General features: G+C 62.6%; 14 protein-coding genes. 12 read left to right on the top strand and 2 right to left on the bottom strand.

All coding sequences use genetic code 11. From position 1 onward, the window contains the following. A partial coding sequence (locus tag AC3A35_RS25195) for a hypothetical protein (RefSeq protein ID WP_487439289.1) occupies nucleotides 1-221 on the top strand: 221 nt, incomplete at its 5' end. A 75-nt stretch (nucleotides 222-296) separates the two neighbouring features. On the opposite strand, the gene AC3A35_RS25190 is transcribed toward AC3A35_RS25195, so the two are convergent. After that, entirely contained in the window at nucleotides 297-1,298 is a 1,002-nt protein-coding gene (locus AC3A35_RS25190) for an HpcH/HpaI aldolase/citrate lyase family protein (RefSeq protein WP_487439288.1), read from the bottom strand. A 127-nt stretch (nucleotides 1,299-1,425) separates the two neighbouring features. Continuing rightward, nucleotides 1,426-2,418: a malate dehydrogenase gene (locus AC3A35_RS25185; RefSeq protein WP_487439287.1), complete on the bottom strand. Its 993-nt coding sequence runs from the start codon at nucleotides 2,416-2,418 to the stop codon at nucleotides 1,426-1,428. 223 nt (nucleotides 2,419-2,641) lie between these two features. Between AC3A35_RS25185 and AC3A35_RS25180 the strand changes: the two genes are divergently transcribed. From AC3A35_RS25180 to zapE, 11 genes are all read left to right on the top strand, one after another. After that, the gene (locus AC3A35_RS25180; protein ID WP_487439286.1) at nucleotides 2,642-3,370 is read left to right on the top strand and encodes a GntR family transcriptional regulator; all 729 of its coding nucleotides are present in this window, start codon (nucleotides 2,642-2,644) and stop codon (nucleotides 3,368-3,370) included. Nucleotides 3,371-3,470: 100 nt separating this feature from the next. After that, nucleotides 3,471-3,860 carry a succinate dehydrogenase, cytochrome b556 subunit gene (gene sdhC / locus AC3A35_RS25175; RefSeq protein ID WP_487439285.1) on the top strand — a complete coding sequence of 130 codons (390 nt, stop codon included), beginning with the start codon at nucleotides 3,471-3,473 and terminating at the stop codon, nucleotides 3,858-3,860. Then, on the top strand, nucleotides 3,854-4,201 hold the full coding sequence (gene sdhD / locus AC3A35_RS25170; RefSeq protein ID WP_487439284.1) for a succinate dehydrogenase, hydrophobic membrane anchor protein: 348 nt from the start codon (nucleotides 3,854-3,856) through the stop codon (nucleotides 4,199-4,201). Before sdhC ends, sdhD begins: the two co-directional genes overlap by 7 nt. A gap of 2 nt (nucleotides 4,202-4,203) precedes the next feature. After that, on the top strand, nucleotides 4,204-5,997 hold the full coding sequence (gene sdhA / locus AC3A35_RS25165) for a succinate dehydrogenase flavoprotein subunit (protein ID WP_487439283.1): 1,794 nt from the start codon (nucleotides 4,204-4,206) through the stop codon (nucleotides 5,995-5,997). 21 nt (nucleotides 5,998-6,018) lie between these two features. Next, nucleotides 6,019-6,729, top strand: a complete 711-nt coding sequence (locus tag AC3A35_RS25160) for a succinate dehydrogenase iron-sulfur subunit (RefSeq protein ID WP_487439291.1) — start codon at nucleotides 6,019-6,021, stop codon at nucleotides 6,727-6,729. A gap of 4 nt (nucleotides 6,730-6,733) precedes the next feature. Then, entirely contained in the window at nucleotides 6,734-6,970 is a 237-nt protein-coding gene (locus AC3A35_RS25155; RefSeq protein ID WP_487439290.1) for an FAD assembly factor SdhE, read from the top strand. Nucleotides 6,971-7,033: 63 nt separating this feature from the next. Continuing rightward, on the top strand, nucleotides 7,034-8,329 hold the full coding sequence (gene gltA, locus AC3A35_RS25150) for a citrate synthase (RefSeq protein WP_487439282.1): 1,296 nt from the start codon (nucleotides 7,034-7,036) through the stop codon (nucleotides 8,327-8,329). Nucleotides 8,330-8,488: 159 nt separating this feature from the next. Continuing rightward, the gene (locus AC3A35_RS25145) at nucleotides 8,489-11,341 is read left to right on the top strand and encodes a 2-oxoglutarate dehydrogenase E1 component (protein WP_487439281.1); all 2,853 of its coding nucleotides are present in this window, start codon (nucleotides 8,489-8,491) and stop codon (nucleotides 11,339-11,341) included. 20 nt (nucleotides 11,342-11,361) lie between these two features. Continuing rightward, nucleotides 11,362-12,549, top strand: a complete 1,188-nt coding sequence (gene odhB, locus AC3A35_RS25140; protein ID WP_487439280.1) for a 2-oxoglutarate dehydrogenase complex dihydrolipoyllysine-residue succinyltransferase — start codon at nucleotides 11,362-11,364, stop codon at nucleotides 12,547-12,549. An 84-nt stretch (nucleotides 12,550-12,633) separates the two neighbouring features. Then, complete coding sequence (gene lpdA, locus AC3A35_RS25135; RefSeq protein ID WP_487439279.1) at nucleotides 12,634-14,058, top strand: dihydrolipoyl dehydrogenase; 1,425 nt, start codon at nucleotides 12,634-12,636, stop codon at nucleotides 14,056-14,058. A gap of 129 nt (nucleotides 14,059-14,187) precedes the next feature. Next, nucleotides 14,188-15,300 carry a cell division protein ZapE gene (gene zapE, locus AC3A35_RS25130; protein WP_487439278.1) on the top strand — a complete coding sequence of 371 codons (1,113 nt, stop codon included), beginning with the start codon at nucleotides 14,188-14,190 and terminating at the stop codon, nucleotides 15,298-15,300.

Below are 15,300 nucleotides of genomic sequence, written 5' to 3'. Positions count from 1 at the left end.
CCAAGGCAGCCGCACCCAAGGCAGCCGCACCCAAGGCAGCCGCACCCAAGGCAGCCGCACCCAAGGCAGCCGCACCCAAGGTAGCCGCACCCAAGGCAGCCGCATCCAAGGCAGCCGCATCCAAGGCAGCCGCACCCAAGGCAGCCGCACCCAAGGCAGCCGCACCCAAGGCAGCCGCACCCGAGGCAGCAGCGTCCACCCCGGAGGCGGACAAGGCATAGCCGACGCGTCGTTGCCGCCGTCTCGCCGCGGTCCGCGCGCGGCGGCGACGGATGGTTACGCTCGGCGCGCTGCGGTCAGTCCGGAAAGAAGCGCCTGGCAGCTTCGGCCGGGATCGCCATGCCGGTGCTGCGTGCGCGCTGCAACAGTTCCCAGTAATAGCGGTAGGACGCGCGGTCGTGCAGGCGCCCGTTATGCTGGATCGGGCCCCAGGCCGCGTCCTGCGCGCCGCTCAGTATTCCGACTGCGTCTTCGACTTCCGAGAAGTCGGGTTGCATGGCTTCGACGATCGGGCGAATCTGATTCGGATGGATACTCCACATCCGCAGGTAGCCGAACTCGCGTCGCGCGCGCGTGGCGTCGGCGTGAATGACGGCGAGATCCTTCAGCTCGGTGGTGACGTTGTGGGAGGGGATCACCCCGTTCCCCAGCGCGGCGGCGGCGATCTCGGTCTTGGCCCGCACGATCAGCGGATGTTCGAATTGTCCCGGACTCTTCATGGCCGAGCCGGGGATTGCGCCGTGGTGACCGGAGACGAAATCCATCAGGCCGAAGTCGAGTGATTCGACGCCGTCGAGGGCGGCGATGTCCCACACCTCACGCAGCGCGCCGTGGGTTTCGATCAATACATGGACCGGTAGCGGGCGCGGGCAGCCGGAGCGCTGCTCGATTTCGCGCAGCATGCTGATCTGGGCGCCGGTATCCGCGGCCGAACGGACCTTGGGCAGGGTGATGAAGGCGAGGCGCCCACCGGCCCGCCCGATCAGGATCTCGAGATCGCGTTGCCAGTGCGCGTGGGTGATGTCGTGGATGCGCGCGCCGACCCGGCCGTAGCGGTTGTGCGGACTCATGACCTGCGCGGCAACCATCTCCGCGTGTTCCGCCTCGGCGCCAGCCCGCGCACCGTCCTCGCAGTCGCCGGTGACGTCGAAGATCGGCCCGAGTTCCTGCTGCAGGGCCAGCGCCTTGGTGATCAGCTTCTCCGAACCTGCATAGTGATCGACTGCCGGCAGGGTGGGGAAGGGCTTCTCGCCGGCAAACAGGACGTCGTGCGGATGGGCGTTGGGGCTTGCGGTCATGTGCTGCATTCCGATTGAAAACGCCTGTCAGCATAGCAGCGGGACGGTAAACGAAAAAGGCGCGCAACCGCAGTCGCGCGCCCTGGCAGGTGGTGCAGACCCGCCGCTGGCGGGTCCTTGCGGACGATCAGCCCAGCAGGTCCTTCACGCCTTCGCGCTCTTCGAGGAGTTCGTTCAGGGTGTGGGTCATGCGCTCGCGCGAGAAGGCATCGATCTCGAGGCCCTGGACGATCTTGTACTCGCCGTTCTCGGTGGTGACCGGGAAGCCGTAGATGATGCCTTCCGGAATACCATAGGAGCCATCGGACGGGATGCCCATGGTGACCCATTCGCCCTTCGAGCCGAGCACCCAGTCACGGATGTGGTCGATGGCGGCGTTGGCCGCCGAGGCGGCGGACGACAGGCCGCGCGCTTCGATGATCGCGGCGCCGCGCTTGCCGACGGTGGGCAGGAACACGTCACGGTTCCAGGCCTCGTCGTTGATCAGGCCCTTGACGTTATCGCCGCTGGAGGTCACGAAACGGTAGTCTGCGTACATGGTCGGCGAGTGGTTGCCCCACACCACCAGGCTTTTGAGGCTGGAGACTTCACGGTTGGACTTGGCGGCCAGTTGCGACAGCGCGCGGTTGTGATCCAGGCGTAGCATGCCGGTGAAGTTCTTGGCCGGGACACGGCCGAATTTCTGCGCCACTTCCTTCGCGATGTAGGCGTTGGTGTTGCACGGGTTGCCCACCACCAGCACCTTGCAGTCCGGATCGGCATACTGGCCGATGGCCGCGCCCTGGACGGTGAAGATCTTGGCGTTTTCGGTCAGCAGGTCCTTGCGCTCCATGCCGGGGCCGCGCGGACGGGCGCCGACCAGCAGCGCGACCTTGGCGTCCTTGAAGGCGACGTTGGGGTCGTCGGTGGCGACCATGCCGGCGAGCAGCGGGAACGCGCAATCCTCGAGCTCCATCATCACGCCCTTGACCGCCTTCTGTGCCTGGGGCAGATCAAGCAGTTGCAGGATGACGGGTTGGTCCTTGCCCAGCATTTCGCCACTGGCGATGCGGAACAGCAGGCTGTAGCCGATCTGGCCGGCTGCGCCGGTTACTGCGACGCGTACGGGGGCTTTGCTCATTTGGTGACTCCCTCAAAACAAGACGGTCTGGGTGATTTGTTCGTGCTCTGGATGCGATGCCCGGAGGGCAAGGAAGCATGATGTCGGACGGTGTTCCGGCACCAAACCCAAAGCGTGGAAATGTTAGAAGTATCTGTGTCCCCTGTCAAATCATGTCTTTTGTCTTATATAAGACAAAAGACGCCCCATAGACGATCGAAAATTTTTGTGATCAAATGCGCGGATGGCACAGGAATCCCCCACTTTCAGCCCGCTCTACCGTCAGATCAAGACCCTGATCCTTCAGGCTCTCGAGGCTGGCGAATGGCGTCCCGGTCAGGCCATTCCGAGTGAGCAGGAGCTTGCGGCCCGCTTCGGTGTGTCACAGGGTACGGTCCGCAAGGCCATCGACGAAATGGCGGCAGACAATCTCCTCGTCCGCAAGCAGGGCAAGGGGACGTATGTGGCTTCCCATAACGATCCTCGAGCATTGTTCCGCTTCTTGCGGTTGGTGCCGATGGATGGTGATCTGTCGCATCCCCAGAGCGTACCGCTCGATTGCTGGCGCGCCAAGGCGGGTCAGGAGGCTTCGCGGATGCTCGCCATCGAACCGGGCGCGTCGATCATCATTCTCCGCCGACTCTTGAAGTTTGCCCAGAAGCCGGTCGTGATCGACGAGATCTATCTTCCGGGCGAGGTGTTTCAGGGGCTCAATCTCGAGACGCTGCAGGACTGGAACGGGTCGCTGTACAGCTTGTTCGAAACTCGCTTCGGCTTGCGCATGATCCGTGCGCAGGAACGGATCCGGGCGGTGGCTGCGGACCGTTCGACCAGCGAGGCGCTCAAGGTGCCCGAAGGCACGCCCTTGTTGTCGGTCGAGCGCGTTACCTACACCTATGGTGACAAGCCGGTGGAATGGCGCCGGGGCCTGTATTCCACGGCCGAACATTTTTATCTGAATGAGTTGAATTGATGGCGCGATACGCAGTGGGGGGCTGCGTTTCGTCGCTATAATCCAAGGTCTTTTGGGAGTCTGCGGCGGATTTTCGCCGCGCATGTTGAGGGGAGTCTTCATGTCGGAAGTGACAGTGCGCAAACAGAGGCCGAAGCATCTGGCCCTGCACGAAATTCGGTTGCCGTTGCCGGGTATCGTATCGATTCTTCATCGGATCAGCGGAGTGGGGCTGTTCCTGATGCTGCCGTTCCTGCTGTATCTCCTTGATAGCAGCCTGGGTTCCGCCGAGTCTTTCGAGACCTTCTCGGCCGTGGTCGGGCATCCGTTGGCCAAGTTGCTGCTTCTGGGCCTGCTGTGGGCCTATATGCATCATTTCTGTGCAGGTATCCGTTTTCTGTTCCTCGATCTGGACAAGGGGACCGATCTGCCCGCCGCACGCAACTCGGCACGCATTGTTCTGGTCGTGAGTCTTGTGCTTACCGTGATCATCGGGGTGAAACTATGGTGAATCGTGATGTTGTGGGTGCGCATTACGGTCTGAAGGACTGGATCGCGCAACGTGCCACTGCCGTCTATATGGCGCTGTACACGGTCATTTTCGCGGTCTGTGCGCTGACCTTGCCCGAGTTCAGTTTTGAGGCCTGGTCCGGCCTCTTCTCCGGCGGACTGTTCAAGTTCCTGAGCTTCCTGTTCTTCATGTCGGTGTTCTATCACGCATGGATCGGCGTTCGCGATCTCTGGATGGACTACGTCAAGCCGACCGGTGTGCGCCTGGTGCTGCACATGGTCACTCTCTTCCTGCTCGTCGGCTACGCCGGCTGGGCAGCCCAGATTCTGTGGAGGCTGTAAGCGTGAACGTCGCGAAGCGTACCTTTGATGCGGTTATCGTCGGTGCCGGTGGCGCCGGTTTGCGGGCGGCCTTGCAACTTTCCGAAGCCGGCATGAAGACGGCAGTGTTGACCAAGGTATTCCCGACCCGCTCCCACACTGTGGCAGCGCAAGGCGGGGTGGCTGCCTCGCTCGGCAACTCGACCGAGGACAACTGGCACTGGCACATGTACGACACCGTCAAGGGGTCGGACTGGCTGGGTGACCAGGATGCCATCGAGTTCATGTGCAAGAAGGCAAACGAGGTCGTGATCGAGCTCGAGCACTACGGCATGCCCTTTGACCGCACCGACAACGGCAAGATCTACCAGCGCCCGTTCGGCGGCCATTCGATGAACTACGGCCAGGCGCCGGTAATGCGCTCCTGTGCCGCTGCCGATCGTACCGGCCACGCGATGTTGCATGCGCTGTATCAGCGCAACGTACGTGCGAACACCCAGTTCTTCGTCGAGTGGATGGCGCTCGACCTGATCCGCGATGTGGACGGCGACGTGCTCGGCGTAACCGCGATGGAAATGGAGACCGGCGAGGTCTCGATCTTCCACGCCAAGGCGACGATCTTCGCCACCGGCGGTGCCGGCCGCATCTATCACTCCTCGACCAATGCCTTCATCAACACCGGCGACGGCGTGGGCATGGCGGCCCGAGCCGGCATCCCGCTCGAGGACATGGAGTTCTGGCAGTTCCACCCGACCGGCGTGGCCGGTGCGGGGGTGCTGATCACCGAAGGCGTGCGCGGCGAGGGCGGCATCCTGCGCAATGCCTCGGGCGAGCGATTCATGGAGCGCTATGCGCCCAACCTGAAGGATCTCGCCTCGCGCGACGTGGTCTCGCGTGCGATGACCACCGAGATCAACGAAGGTCGCGGCTGCGGTCCGGACAAGGATCACGTGCTGCTCGACATCACCCACCTCGCGCCCGAGAACATCATGAAGCGCCTGCCCGGCATTCGTGAAATCTCGATCCAGTTCGCCGGTGTGGACCCGATCAAGGCGCCGATCCCGGTGGTGCCGACCTGCCACTACCAGATGGGCGGTATCCCGACCAACTACAAGGGCCAGGTCGTGGTGCCGAAGGATGGCAATCAGAACACCCCGGTGGTTGGTTTCTACGCCGCCGGCGAATGTGCCTGCGCCTCGGTGCATGGCGCGAACCGCCTCGGTACCAACTCGCTGCTCGACCTGCTGGTGTTCGGCAAGTCGGCGGGCGAGACCGTGGTCGAGGACTTCCAGTCCGGCAACCTCAGCCTCAAGCCGCTGCCTGCCGACGCGGCCGACGCTTCGCTGGCGCGGATCGCACGCCTCGAAACCCAGACCGGCGGCGAAAGCGTGTTCGATGTCGGCCTCGAGATGCGCCGCACGATGCAGAAGCACGCGGGCGTGTTCCGCTTCGACAATCTGCTCAAGGAAGGCGTGCAGAAGATCGGCGAAGTGGCCGAGCGCGCCAGGCGCACGCAGATCGTCGACAAGTCCAAGGTGTGGAATATCGCCCGCATGGAGGCGCTGGAACTCGACAACCTGATCGAGGTTGCACGCGCAACCATGGTTTCCGCCGAAGCACGCAAGGAATCGCGCGGTGCACACGTCCGCGACGATGCCCCGGATACGGCTGAGAATCCGAACGGGCGTGACGACGCGAACTGGTTGAAGCACACCCTGTGGTACAGCGAGGGCAATCGCCTGGACTACAAGGCGGTGAACCTGAAGCCGCTGTCCGACGATGTCGAAGCGATCGCGCTGGCCAAGCGCACCTACTAACGGCGCGGGAGAATATTCGTGATAAGCAAGCGTAGCGTTCAATTCAAGATCTACCGGTACGATCCGGACAAGGACGAGAAGCCGTATCTGCAGGACATCACCGTGGAGCTCGAGCCGTCCGACAAGAAACTGCTCGATGCGCTGGTGCGCCTGCGGGCCAAGGACGATTCGATGTCCTTCCGGCGCTCGTGCCGCGAGGGTGTGTGCGGTTCGGATGCGATGAATATCAACGGCAAGAACGGCCTGGCCTGTCTGACCGACGTCGACAGTCTGGCGCAGCCGATCACCTTGCGCCCGCTGCCCGGCCTGCCGGTCATCCGCGATCTGATCGTCGACATGACGCAGTTCTTCAAGCAGTACCACTCGATCAAGCCCTATCTGGTCAACAACGAACCGACGCCGGAGCGCGAGCGCCTGCAGTCGCCGGAAGAGCGCGAAGAACTCAACGGGCTGTACGAGTGCATTCTGTGTGCCTGCTGCTCGACCTCGTGTCCGTCGTTCTGGTGGAATCCGGACAAGTTCGTCGGCCCTGCCGGCCTGCTTGCGGCCTATCGTTTCCTGGCCGACACGCGTGACCAGGACACCAATGCGCGACTCGACAACCTCGAGGATCCGTATCGGTTGTTCCGTTGTCACTCGATCATGAACTGTGTGGATGTATGTCCGAAGAATCTGAATCCGACGCGTGCGATCGGCAAGATCAAGGACATGATGGTCCGTCGTGCGATCTGATGCGCTGATCATCAACAGAGGGCGCGTGCGCTGGCAGTGCCGACGGGCATTGCTGGAGCTCGATCTGGTATTCACGCGCTTTCTGGAACGGGATTTCGATCGTCTGACCGACGATCAACTGGCGGATCTGGAAGATCTCCTGCGCGCCGATGACTATGACATCTGGGGGATAGTCAACGGCAGCAAGGCGTGCGAGGTGGACCGCTGGAAGGAGATGGTCGGACTGCTGAGTCAACGATGACTGTGCAGACTGATCATGAATCAGGGAGTTGGAAGTTAAACGGGCAAGCAAGAGGGACGACCTATGAGCACTGAACGCACTGCAACCCTAACCGTCGATGGAAACACCTTCGACTTTCCGGTAATGACCGGTACCCATGGTAATGACGTCATCGACATCCGTACCCTGGGCGGCAAGACCGGACTGTTCACTTATGATTCCGGCTTCCTGTCCACCGCGAGCTGCAAGTCCAAGGTCACTTTCATCGATGGTGACAAGGGCGAGCTGCTGTATCGCGGCTATCCGATCGAGCAGCTGGCGGATCAATGCAACTTCCTCGAAGTGGCTTATCTGCTCAAGAGCGGCGAGCTGCCCAATGCCAAGCAGAAGGTCGAGTTCGAGAACACGATCAAGAACCACACCATGGTTCACGACCAGCTCACCCGCTTCTTCAACGGATTCCGCCGCGATGCGCATCCGATGGCGATCATGGTCGGTGTGGTCGGCGCGCTGTCCGCGTTCTACCACGACGCGATGGACTTCTCTGACCTGGAGCATCGCAACATCTCGATGAACCGGCTGATCGCCAAACTGCCGACCATCGTCGCGATGGCATACAAGTACAACACCGGGCAGCCGTTCATGTACCCGCGCAACGACCTCGACTATACGTCGAACTTCATGCACATGATGTTCGGCACGCCGTGCGAGGAATACAAGCCGAATCCGGTGCTGGTGCGCGCGCTCGACGTGATCTTCACGCTGCACGCCGACCACGAGCAGAACGCATCCACCTCCACGGTGCGTCTGGCCGGTTCTTCCGGTGCCAACCCGTTCGCCTGCATCTCGGCCGGTATCGCCTGCCTGTGGGGCCCGGCGCACGGTGGTGCGAACGAAGCCTGCCTCAACATGCTCGAAGAGATCGGCGACGTGTCGCGCGTCAGCGAGTACATCGCGCGCGCCAAGGACAAGAACGACAGCTTCAAGCTGATGGGCTTCGGCCACCGTGTGTACAAGAACTTCGATCCGCGCGCCACGCTGATGCGCAAGGTCTGCAACGAAGTCCTGAAGGAACTCGGCCTCGAGAACGATCGCCTGTTCAAGCTCGCGATGGAACTCGAGAAGATCGCCCTGGAAGATCCGTACTTCGTCGAGAAGAAGCTCTACCCGAACGTCGACTTCTACTCCGGCATCGTGCAGAAGGCACTGGGCATCCCGACCTCCATGTTCACCTGCATCTTCGCGCTCGCGCGCACGGTGGGCTGGATCACCCAGTGGGAAGAGATGATCACCGATCCGGAATACAAGATCGGCCGTCCGCGCCAACTCTACGTTGGTGCCGCACGACGCGACGTTCCGGCGATCGCGCAGCGTCCGTAAGAGACGGTGGAGAGGGGAGGGAGACGGGACCGGCACTAGCCGTAACGGGATGGTCGCATGGATGGCGACCGTCCCGTTTTTGCATCTGACGGCGTGTGCGATCCGGGATACCCAAATTTGCGCAAGCAGGGACACAGAACATAACAGGTGGCTTTCATCATGAAGCAGCTTCAAAACACGTCTCACTTGTTCGGTGCCAACGCACCGTTCATTGAAGAACTCTACGAGAATTATCTTGCCGATCCGGCCTCGGTCTCGGATGCCTGGCGCGATTACTTCGACAAATTGCAGGCCCAGGCCGGCGCTGCGGTGCGCGACGTCGCACACGGGCCGGTCATTGCCGCGTTCGAACAGATGGCCAAGCGCGGCCCCGTTCGTACCGTGGTCACCGAGGCGGGTGAGGACAAGCTTCAGGTCGCTGTGCTGCAGCTGATCAATGCCTATCGCTTTCTCGGCAACCGGTGGGCGAATCTCGACCCGCTCAAGCGCACCGAGCGCCCCCAGATTGCCGAGCTCGAGCCCTCCTACTACGGCTTTACCGAGGCGGATCTTTCGCGCAGCTTCAACGTCGGCTCCTTCCACGCGTTCTCGACCGAGCGCGCGACCCTGCGCGAGATTCTCGAGGCCGTGCGTCAGACCTACTGCGGACCGATCGGGGCCGAGTACATGTACATCTCCGATATCGCGCAGAAGCGCTGGATCCAGAGCCGTCTGGAGAGTGTGCGCGGAATGCCGAAGTTCTCGGTGGAAATGAAGCGCCGGATTCTGGAGCGGACGACGGCGGCGGAGACGCTCGAACGTTACCTGCACACCAAGTACGTCGGCCAGAAGCGTTTTTCGCTCGAAGGCGGAGAGTCCGCCATCGTCGCCATGGACGAATTGATCCGTGTTGCCGGCGGCCTGGGCGTGGCGGAAACGGTGATCGGCATGGCCCACCGCGGTCGTCTGAACGTGCTGGTCAACACCCTGGGCAAGTCGCCGTCGATGCTGTTCTCGGAATTCGAGGGCAAGGCAGCGGTCGATCTGACCGCCGGCGATGTGAAGTACCACATGGGTTTCTCCAGCGACGTCATGACCCCGGGTGGCCCGATGCACCTGACGCTGGCGTTCAACCCGTCGCACCTCGAGATCATCAATCCGGTCGTGGCCGGCTCGGTGTATGCGCGTCAGGTTCGGCGCAAGGATACCGCCAAGGGGCAGGTGCTGGCGGTTCTGGTCCATGGCGATGCGGCCGTTGCCGGTCAGGGCGTCAACCAGGAGATGCTCAACTTCTCCCAGACCCGTGGTTACGGTACCGGCGGCACGGTACACCTGGTGATCAACAACCAGATCGGCTTCACCACGTCCGATCCGCGCGACTACCGCTCGTCGCTGTACTGCACCGACATTTTCAAGATGGTCGAGGCGCCGATCTTCCACGTCAATGGCGACGACCCCGAAGCCGTGGCCTTCGTGACCGCACTGGCGCTCGAGTTCCGCCAGGAGTTCAAGAAGGACGTGGTCATCGACATCGTGTGCTATCGCAAGCTCGGCCACAACGAGCAGGATGAACCGATGGTGACCCAGCCGCTAATGTATCGCAAGATCCAGCAGCACCCGGGTACCCGCAAGCTCTACGCCGACCGGCTGGTGGCCGAAGGGACGCTGGCTGCGGACGAGCCCGAGAAGATGATTGCCGAGTACCGCGAACATCTCGACAAGGGCGAACTGCTCTACAACCCCGTCCTGTCCGGGCACAACCGCCAGTTCTCGGTGGACTGGTCTCCGTTCCTCAAGCAGGAATATACCGACGAGGCCGATACCTCGATTCCGGTTCAGGAAGTCAAACGGCTGTCCGCGCGTCTGACCGACATTCCCGAGCGTTTCTCGCTGCAGTCGCGGGTCAAGAAGATCATCGACGACCGCGCAGCGATGGGCCGTGGTGAACTCCCGCTCGACTGGGGCATGGGCGAGAACCTCGCCTATGCATCCCTGCTTGCCCAGGGCTATGCGGTTCGGGTTTCGGGTGAGGACGTCGGTCGCAGCACCTTCTTCCACCGCCATGCGGTCTTGCACGACCAGAAGCGGGAGCGCTGGGACGAAGGCATCTACAAGCCGCTCGATCATATCCAGGATGGCCAGGCGCACTTCCAGTGTTTCGATTCCGTGCTGTCCGAAGAGGCCGTGCTGGCTTTTGAATACGGCTACTCGACCGCCGAACCGAACGAACTGGTGGTGTGGGAAGCGCAGTTCGGCGACTTCGTGAACGGCGCTCAGGTCGTGATCGACCAGTTCATCAGCTCGGGCGAAGCCAAATGGGGGCGCCTCAGCGGCCTGGTGATGATGCTGCCTCATGGCTATGAAGGCCAGGGGCCGGAGCACTCCTCCTGCCGTCCGGAACGGTTCATGAACATGGCGGCGGAGAACAACTGGCAGGTCTGCGTGCCGACCACGCCGGCGCAGATCTTCCACCTGTTGCGTCGGCAGATGATCCGCAAGCTGCGCAAGCCACTGATCATCGTCACCCCGAAGTCGCTGCTGCGTCACAAGGAAGCGATCTCGTCGATGGACGAACTGGCCAACGGCAGCTTCCAGACCGTGATCCACGAGGTCGAGACGCTCGATCCGAAGAAGGTCAAGCGTGTGGTGCTGTGCCAGGGCAAGATCTACTACGAGCTGCTGGCCTATCGCCGCGAGCAGAAGATCACCGACACCGCGCTGATCCGCATCGAGCAGCTCTATCCCTTCCCGGCGGAAGAGTTCGGTCGCGTGATCAACCAGTACCCCGGCGCGAAGGAGATCGTGTGGTGCCAGGAAGAGCCGCGCAACCAGGGGGCGTGGTACTGGCTGGCCTCGCGTCAGCATCTGGTCAACGTCCTTGGTACCAAGCGCAAGCTGTTGCTGGTCAGTCGTCCGGCGTCCGCGTCGCCCGCGGTCGGCTACTACTCCAAGCACAATGCCCAGCAGAAGGCGATCATCGAGAACGCCTTCGGTCCGATCCAGGACGCCACACCGCCGTCACCCAATCTATAAGCACAAGAGGGAGAGAATCAATGCTGATCGAAGTCAAAGTACCGCAGTTGTCCGAATCGGTGTCCGAAGCCACGCTGGTGGCATGGCACAAGAAGGAAGGTGATGCCGTCTCGCGCGACGAGAATCTGATCGACATCGAGACCGACAAGGTCGTGCTCGAGACCCCGGCGCCGGCCGATGGCGTGCTGGTGAAGATCATCAAGGGCGACGGTGTGACCGTCGGCTCGGGCGAGCTGATCGCGCAGATCGACACCGAAGCCAAGGCCGCGGCCGGCGCGGCTGCGGCGCCGGTGCAGGCGGTCACGCCGCCGCCGGCAGCGCCTGCCTCTTCCGGCGGCGCGGGCGCGGCCAGCCCGGCCGCCCGCAAGATTCTGGACGAGAAGGGCATTGCATCCGCCGACGTTGCCGGCTCCGGCCGCGGTGGCCGTGTGACCAAGGAAGATGCGGTTGCCGCGCAGCCGAAGCCTGTCGCTGCGACGGCGGCCCCCACGGTGGTGATCGCCGGTGAGCGTCCGGAAGAGCGTGTGCCGATGACCCGTCTGCGGGCGCGTATTGCCGAGCGGCTGCTGCAGTCGAAGAACGAAAACGCGATCCTGACCACGTTCAACGAAGTGAACATGGCGCCGGTGATGGCGCTGCGCAAGCAGTACGGCGACAAGTTCGAGAAGGCGCACGGCGTGCGCCTCGGATTCATGGGCTTCTTCGTCAAGGCCGCCGTGGCCGCACTGAAGAAGTTCCCGATCCTGAACGCCTCGGTCGATGGCAACGACATCGTCTATCACGGCTACATCGACATCGGCATCGCGGTCGGTTCGCCGCGTGGCCTGGTCGTGCCGATCATCCGCGACGCCGATCAGATGTCGATCGCCGACATCGAGAAGAAGATCGCCGAGTTCGGCGAAAAGGCCAAGGCCGGCAAGCTGTCGATGGAAGAGCTCACCGGCGGGACGTTCTCGATTTCCAACGGCGGCGTGTTCGGTTCGATGCTGTCCACCCCGATCATCAACCCGCCGCAGTCGGCGATTCTCGGCATCCATGCCACCAAGGACCGTGCCGTGGTCGAAAACGGTCAGGTCGTCGTGCGTCCGATCAACTATCTGGCGATGTCCTACGACCATCGCATCATCGACGGCCGCGAAGCGGTGCTCGGTCTGGTGACGATGAAGGAAGCGCTGGAAGATCCGGCCCGCCTGATCCTCGACGTATAACGATACGCCGTCGGGGCGCATTCGATCGGGGGTGACCCCCGGGTACGGGTGCGCCCCGTTTTCGACTCTGCAAGGGAGAAACACATGTCCAAGGAATTCGACGTTCTCGTCATCGGCGGGGGCCCCGGTGGCTACGTCGCCGCCATCCGTGCCGCGCAGCTCGGTTTCAAGACCGCCTGCTGCGAATCCAACCCCTACGCCGATCCCAAGGGCGAGCCGCGCCTCGGCGGCACCTGCCTGAACGTCGGTTGCATCCCGTCCAAGGCGCTGCTGCATACCTCGCACCTGTTCGAGGAAGCCGGTCATGCCTTCGACGCACAGGGGATCAGCGTCGGCACGCCCAAGATCGACGTCGGCAAGATGGTCGGGCGCAAGAGCACCATCGTCGATCAGCTCACCGGTGGCATCAAGGGCCTGTTCAAGAAGAACAAGGTCACCCTGCTCAACGGCCATGGCGCCTTCGTCGGCAAGTCCGACGCCGGCTGGCAGGTCAAGGTCGGTGAAGAACTGGTGACCGCCAAACAGGTGATCGTCGCGACCGGTTCGTCGCCGCGCCATCTGCCGGGCATTCCGGTCGACAACAAGATCGTGTGCGACAACGTCGGTGCGCTCGATATCGATGCCGTGCCGAAGAAGCTCGCGGTGATCGGTGCCGGTGTGATCGGCCTCGAGATGGGCTCGGTGTGGCGCCGGCTGGGTTCCGAAGTGACCGTGCTCGAAGCCCTGCCGGATTTCCTCGGCGCTGCAGACCAGGACATCGGCAAGGAAGCGCTGAAGCTGTTCACCAAGCAGGGGCTCAAGATCAATCTCGGCGTGACCATCGGTGAGGTCAAGATCGGCAAGAAGGGCGTGGTCATCGCCTACAAGGACAAGGATGGTGCCGACCAGAAGCTCGAGGCCGATCGTCTGATCGTGTCTGTTGGCCGCGTGCCCAACACCGAGGGGCTCAACGCCGAAGCGGTGGAGTTGAAGATCACCGAGCGCGGCATGATCGACGTCGACGACCACTGCCGCACCAATCTGCCCGGCGTGTGGGCGGTGGGCGACGTGGTGCGCGGGCCGATGCTGGCGCACAAGGCGATGGAAGAGGCGGTGATGGTCGCCGAACTGATGGCGGGTCAGGCCGGCCACTGCAACTTCGATACCGTGCCCTGGGTGATCTACACCAGCCCGGAGATCGCCTGGGTCGGCAGGACCGAGCAGCAGCTCAAGGCTGACGGTATTGCCTACAAGGTCGGCAAGATTCCGTTCATGGCCAACGGCCGGGCGCTCGGCATGGGCGACCCGAGCGGCTTCGTCAAGATGCTGGCCGATGCCAAGACCGACCGCATCCTCGGCGTGCACATCATCGGCGCCAATGCCTCGGAGCTGATTTCCGAAGCCGTGGTGGCAATGGAGTTTGCCGGCTGCTCCGAAGATCTCGCGCGTATCTGCCATGCTCACCCGACCCTGTCGGAAGTGGTGCACGAAGCCGCACTGGCCTGCGACAAGCGCCCGCTGCACTTCTAAGCCGTGGTCTGACGGAGGGGCGGGCGGCAGGGAAGGCTTTCCTTGTTGCCCGCCCCTTTCGCGTTTCCGGCGCGCAGTTCGCACCAATGCTGCGTACCATTCCCGAATCCTCTCATTCCGGTCATTGCGATGCCTCACCGTACCCTCAACGTTCCCGAGCGCGGCATGCTCGACGCCTACGAGGCGCAACTCAAGGCTCGCGGTTACCGGTCCGATCCGGCTCAGCGCGCCGCGGTGCAGCGCCTGCAGCGGCTCTACACCGAACTCGTCACCTTCAAGGCTGCACGCCGTACCGCGCTGCGCAAGGTGTTTGCCCGTCCGAACCTGCCACGAAGCGTTTATTTCTGGGGCGGGGTGGGGCGCGGGAAGAGCTTCCTGATGGATTGCTTCTACGATTCGGTGCCGTACCAGCGCAAGCGCCGGGTGCATTTCCATGCCTTCATGCAGGAAGTGCAGAACGATCTCCGAAACTTCAATCACGAACCCGATCCGCTGCAGAAGGTGGCCGACCGGATCGCGCGCCAGACCCGGCTTCTCTGTTTCGACGAATTTCACGTGTCGGACATCGCCGATGCGATGATTCTCGGTCGTCTGCTCGATGCCCTGATCGCACGCGGCGTCATTTTCGTGATGACCTCGAACTATCCCCCCGACGGCCTGTATCCCAACGGGCTGATGCGGGTGAATTTCCTGCCGACGATCGACATGATGAAGCGCCGCTTCGATGTGTTCGAGGTCGATCATGGCACCGACTATCGTCTGCGCACGCTGGAGAGGATCGAGATCTATCTGGTTCCGGCCAACGAGGCGGCCACGCTCAAGATGCGGGAGGATTTCCGCAGGCTCGCAGCAGCGGATCCCGAGCCGGGTCAGATCGAAATCATCGGGCGCCAGCTGCCGGTGCTCGGCTGTGGTGGTGGCGTGATCTGGTTCGATTTCGAAACGCTGTGCCGCGGCGCGCGGTCGCAGAACGACTATCTGGAGATCGCGCGCGAGCATCACACGGTCCTGCTGTCGGCGGTGCCACGGATGCGGGCGGGCGAAGCCTCCGAGGCGCGGCGTCTGACCTGGCTGATCGATGTGCTCTACGACCATCGGGTCAAACTGATCATGAGTGCCGAAACCGAAGCGCACGACCTCTATACCGAGGGGCACAACGCGCACGAGTTCGTGCGTACCGTGAGTCGGCTGATGGAGATGCGCACGCGTGACTATCTGGCGGAGGCGCACCGGGTGGATTGA

This window comes from Azoarcus sp. Soil_N_20, assembly GCF_057656155.1.
Note: the sequence above shows the minus strand (reverse complement) of the source record. Positions and strands in the feature narration are given on the sequence as shown.

Excerpts from the sequence above, each read along its gene's own strand:
- AC3A35_RS25190 (WP_487439288.1), bottom strand. The coding sequence starts at position 1,298 with ATGACCGCAAGCCCCAACGCCCATCCGCACGACGTCCTGTTTGCCGGC.
- AC3A35_RS25185 (WP_487439287.1), bottom strand. The coding sequence starts at position 2,418 with ATGAGCAAAGCCCCCGTACGCGTCGCAGTAACCGGCGCAGCCGGCCAG.
- AC3A35_RS25180 (WP_487439286.1), top strand. The coding sequence starts at position 2,642 with ATGGCACAGGAATCCCCCACTTTCAGCCCGCTCTACCGTCAGATCAAG.
- sdhC (WP_487439285.1), top strand. The coding sequence starts at position 3,471 with ATGTCGGAAGTGACAGTGCGCAAACAGAGGCCGAAGCATCTGGCCCTG.
- sdhD (WP_487439284.1), top strand. The coding sequence starts at position 3,854 with ATGGTGAATCGTGATGTTGTGGGTGCGCATTACGGTCTGAAGGACTGG.
- gltA (WP_487439282.1), top strand. The coding sequence starts at position 7,034 with ATGAGCACTGAACGCACTGCAACCCTAACCGTCGATGGAAACACCTTC.
- AC3A35_RS25145 (WP_487439281.1), top strand. The coding sequence starts at position 8,489 with ATGAAGCAGCTTCAAAACACGTCTCACTTGTTCGGTGCCAACGCACCG.
- odhB (WP_487439280.1), top strand. The coding sequence starts at position 11,362 with ATGCTGATCGAAGTCAAAGTACCGCAGTTGTCCGAATCGGTGTCCGAA.
- lpdA (WP_487439279.1), top strand. The coding sequence starts at position 12,634 with ATGTCCAAGGAATTCGACGTTCTCGTCATCGGCGGGGGCCCCGGTGGC.
- zapE (WP_487439278.1), top strand. The coding sequence starts at position 14,188 with ATGCCTCACCGTACCCTCAACGTTCCCGAGCGCGGCATGCTCGACGCC.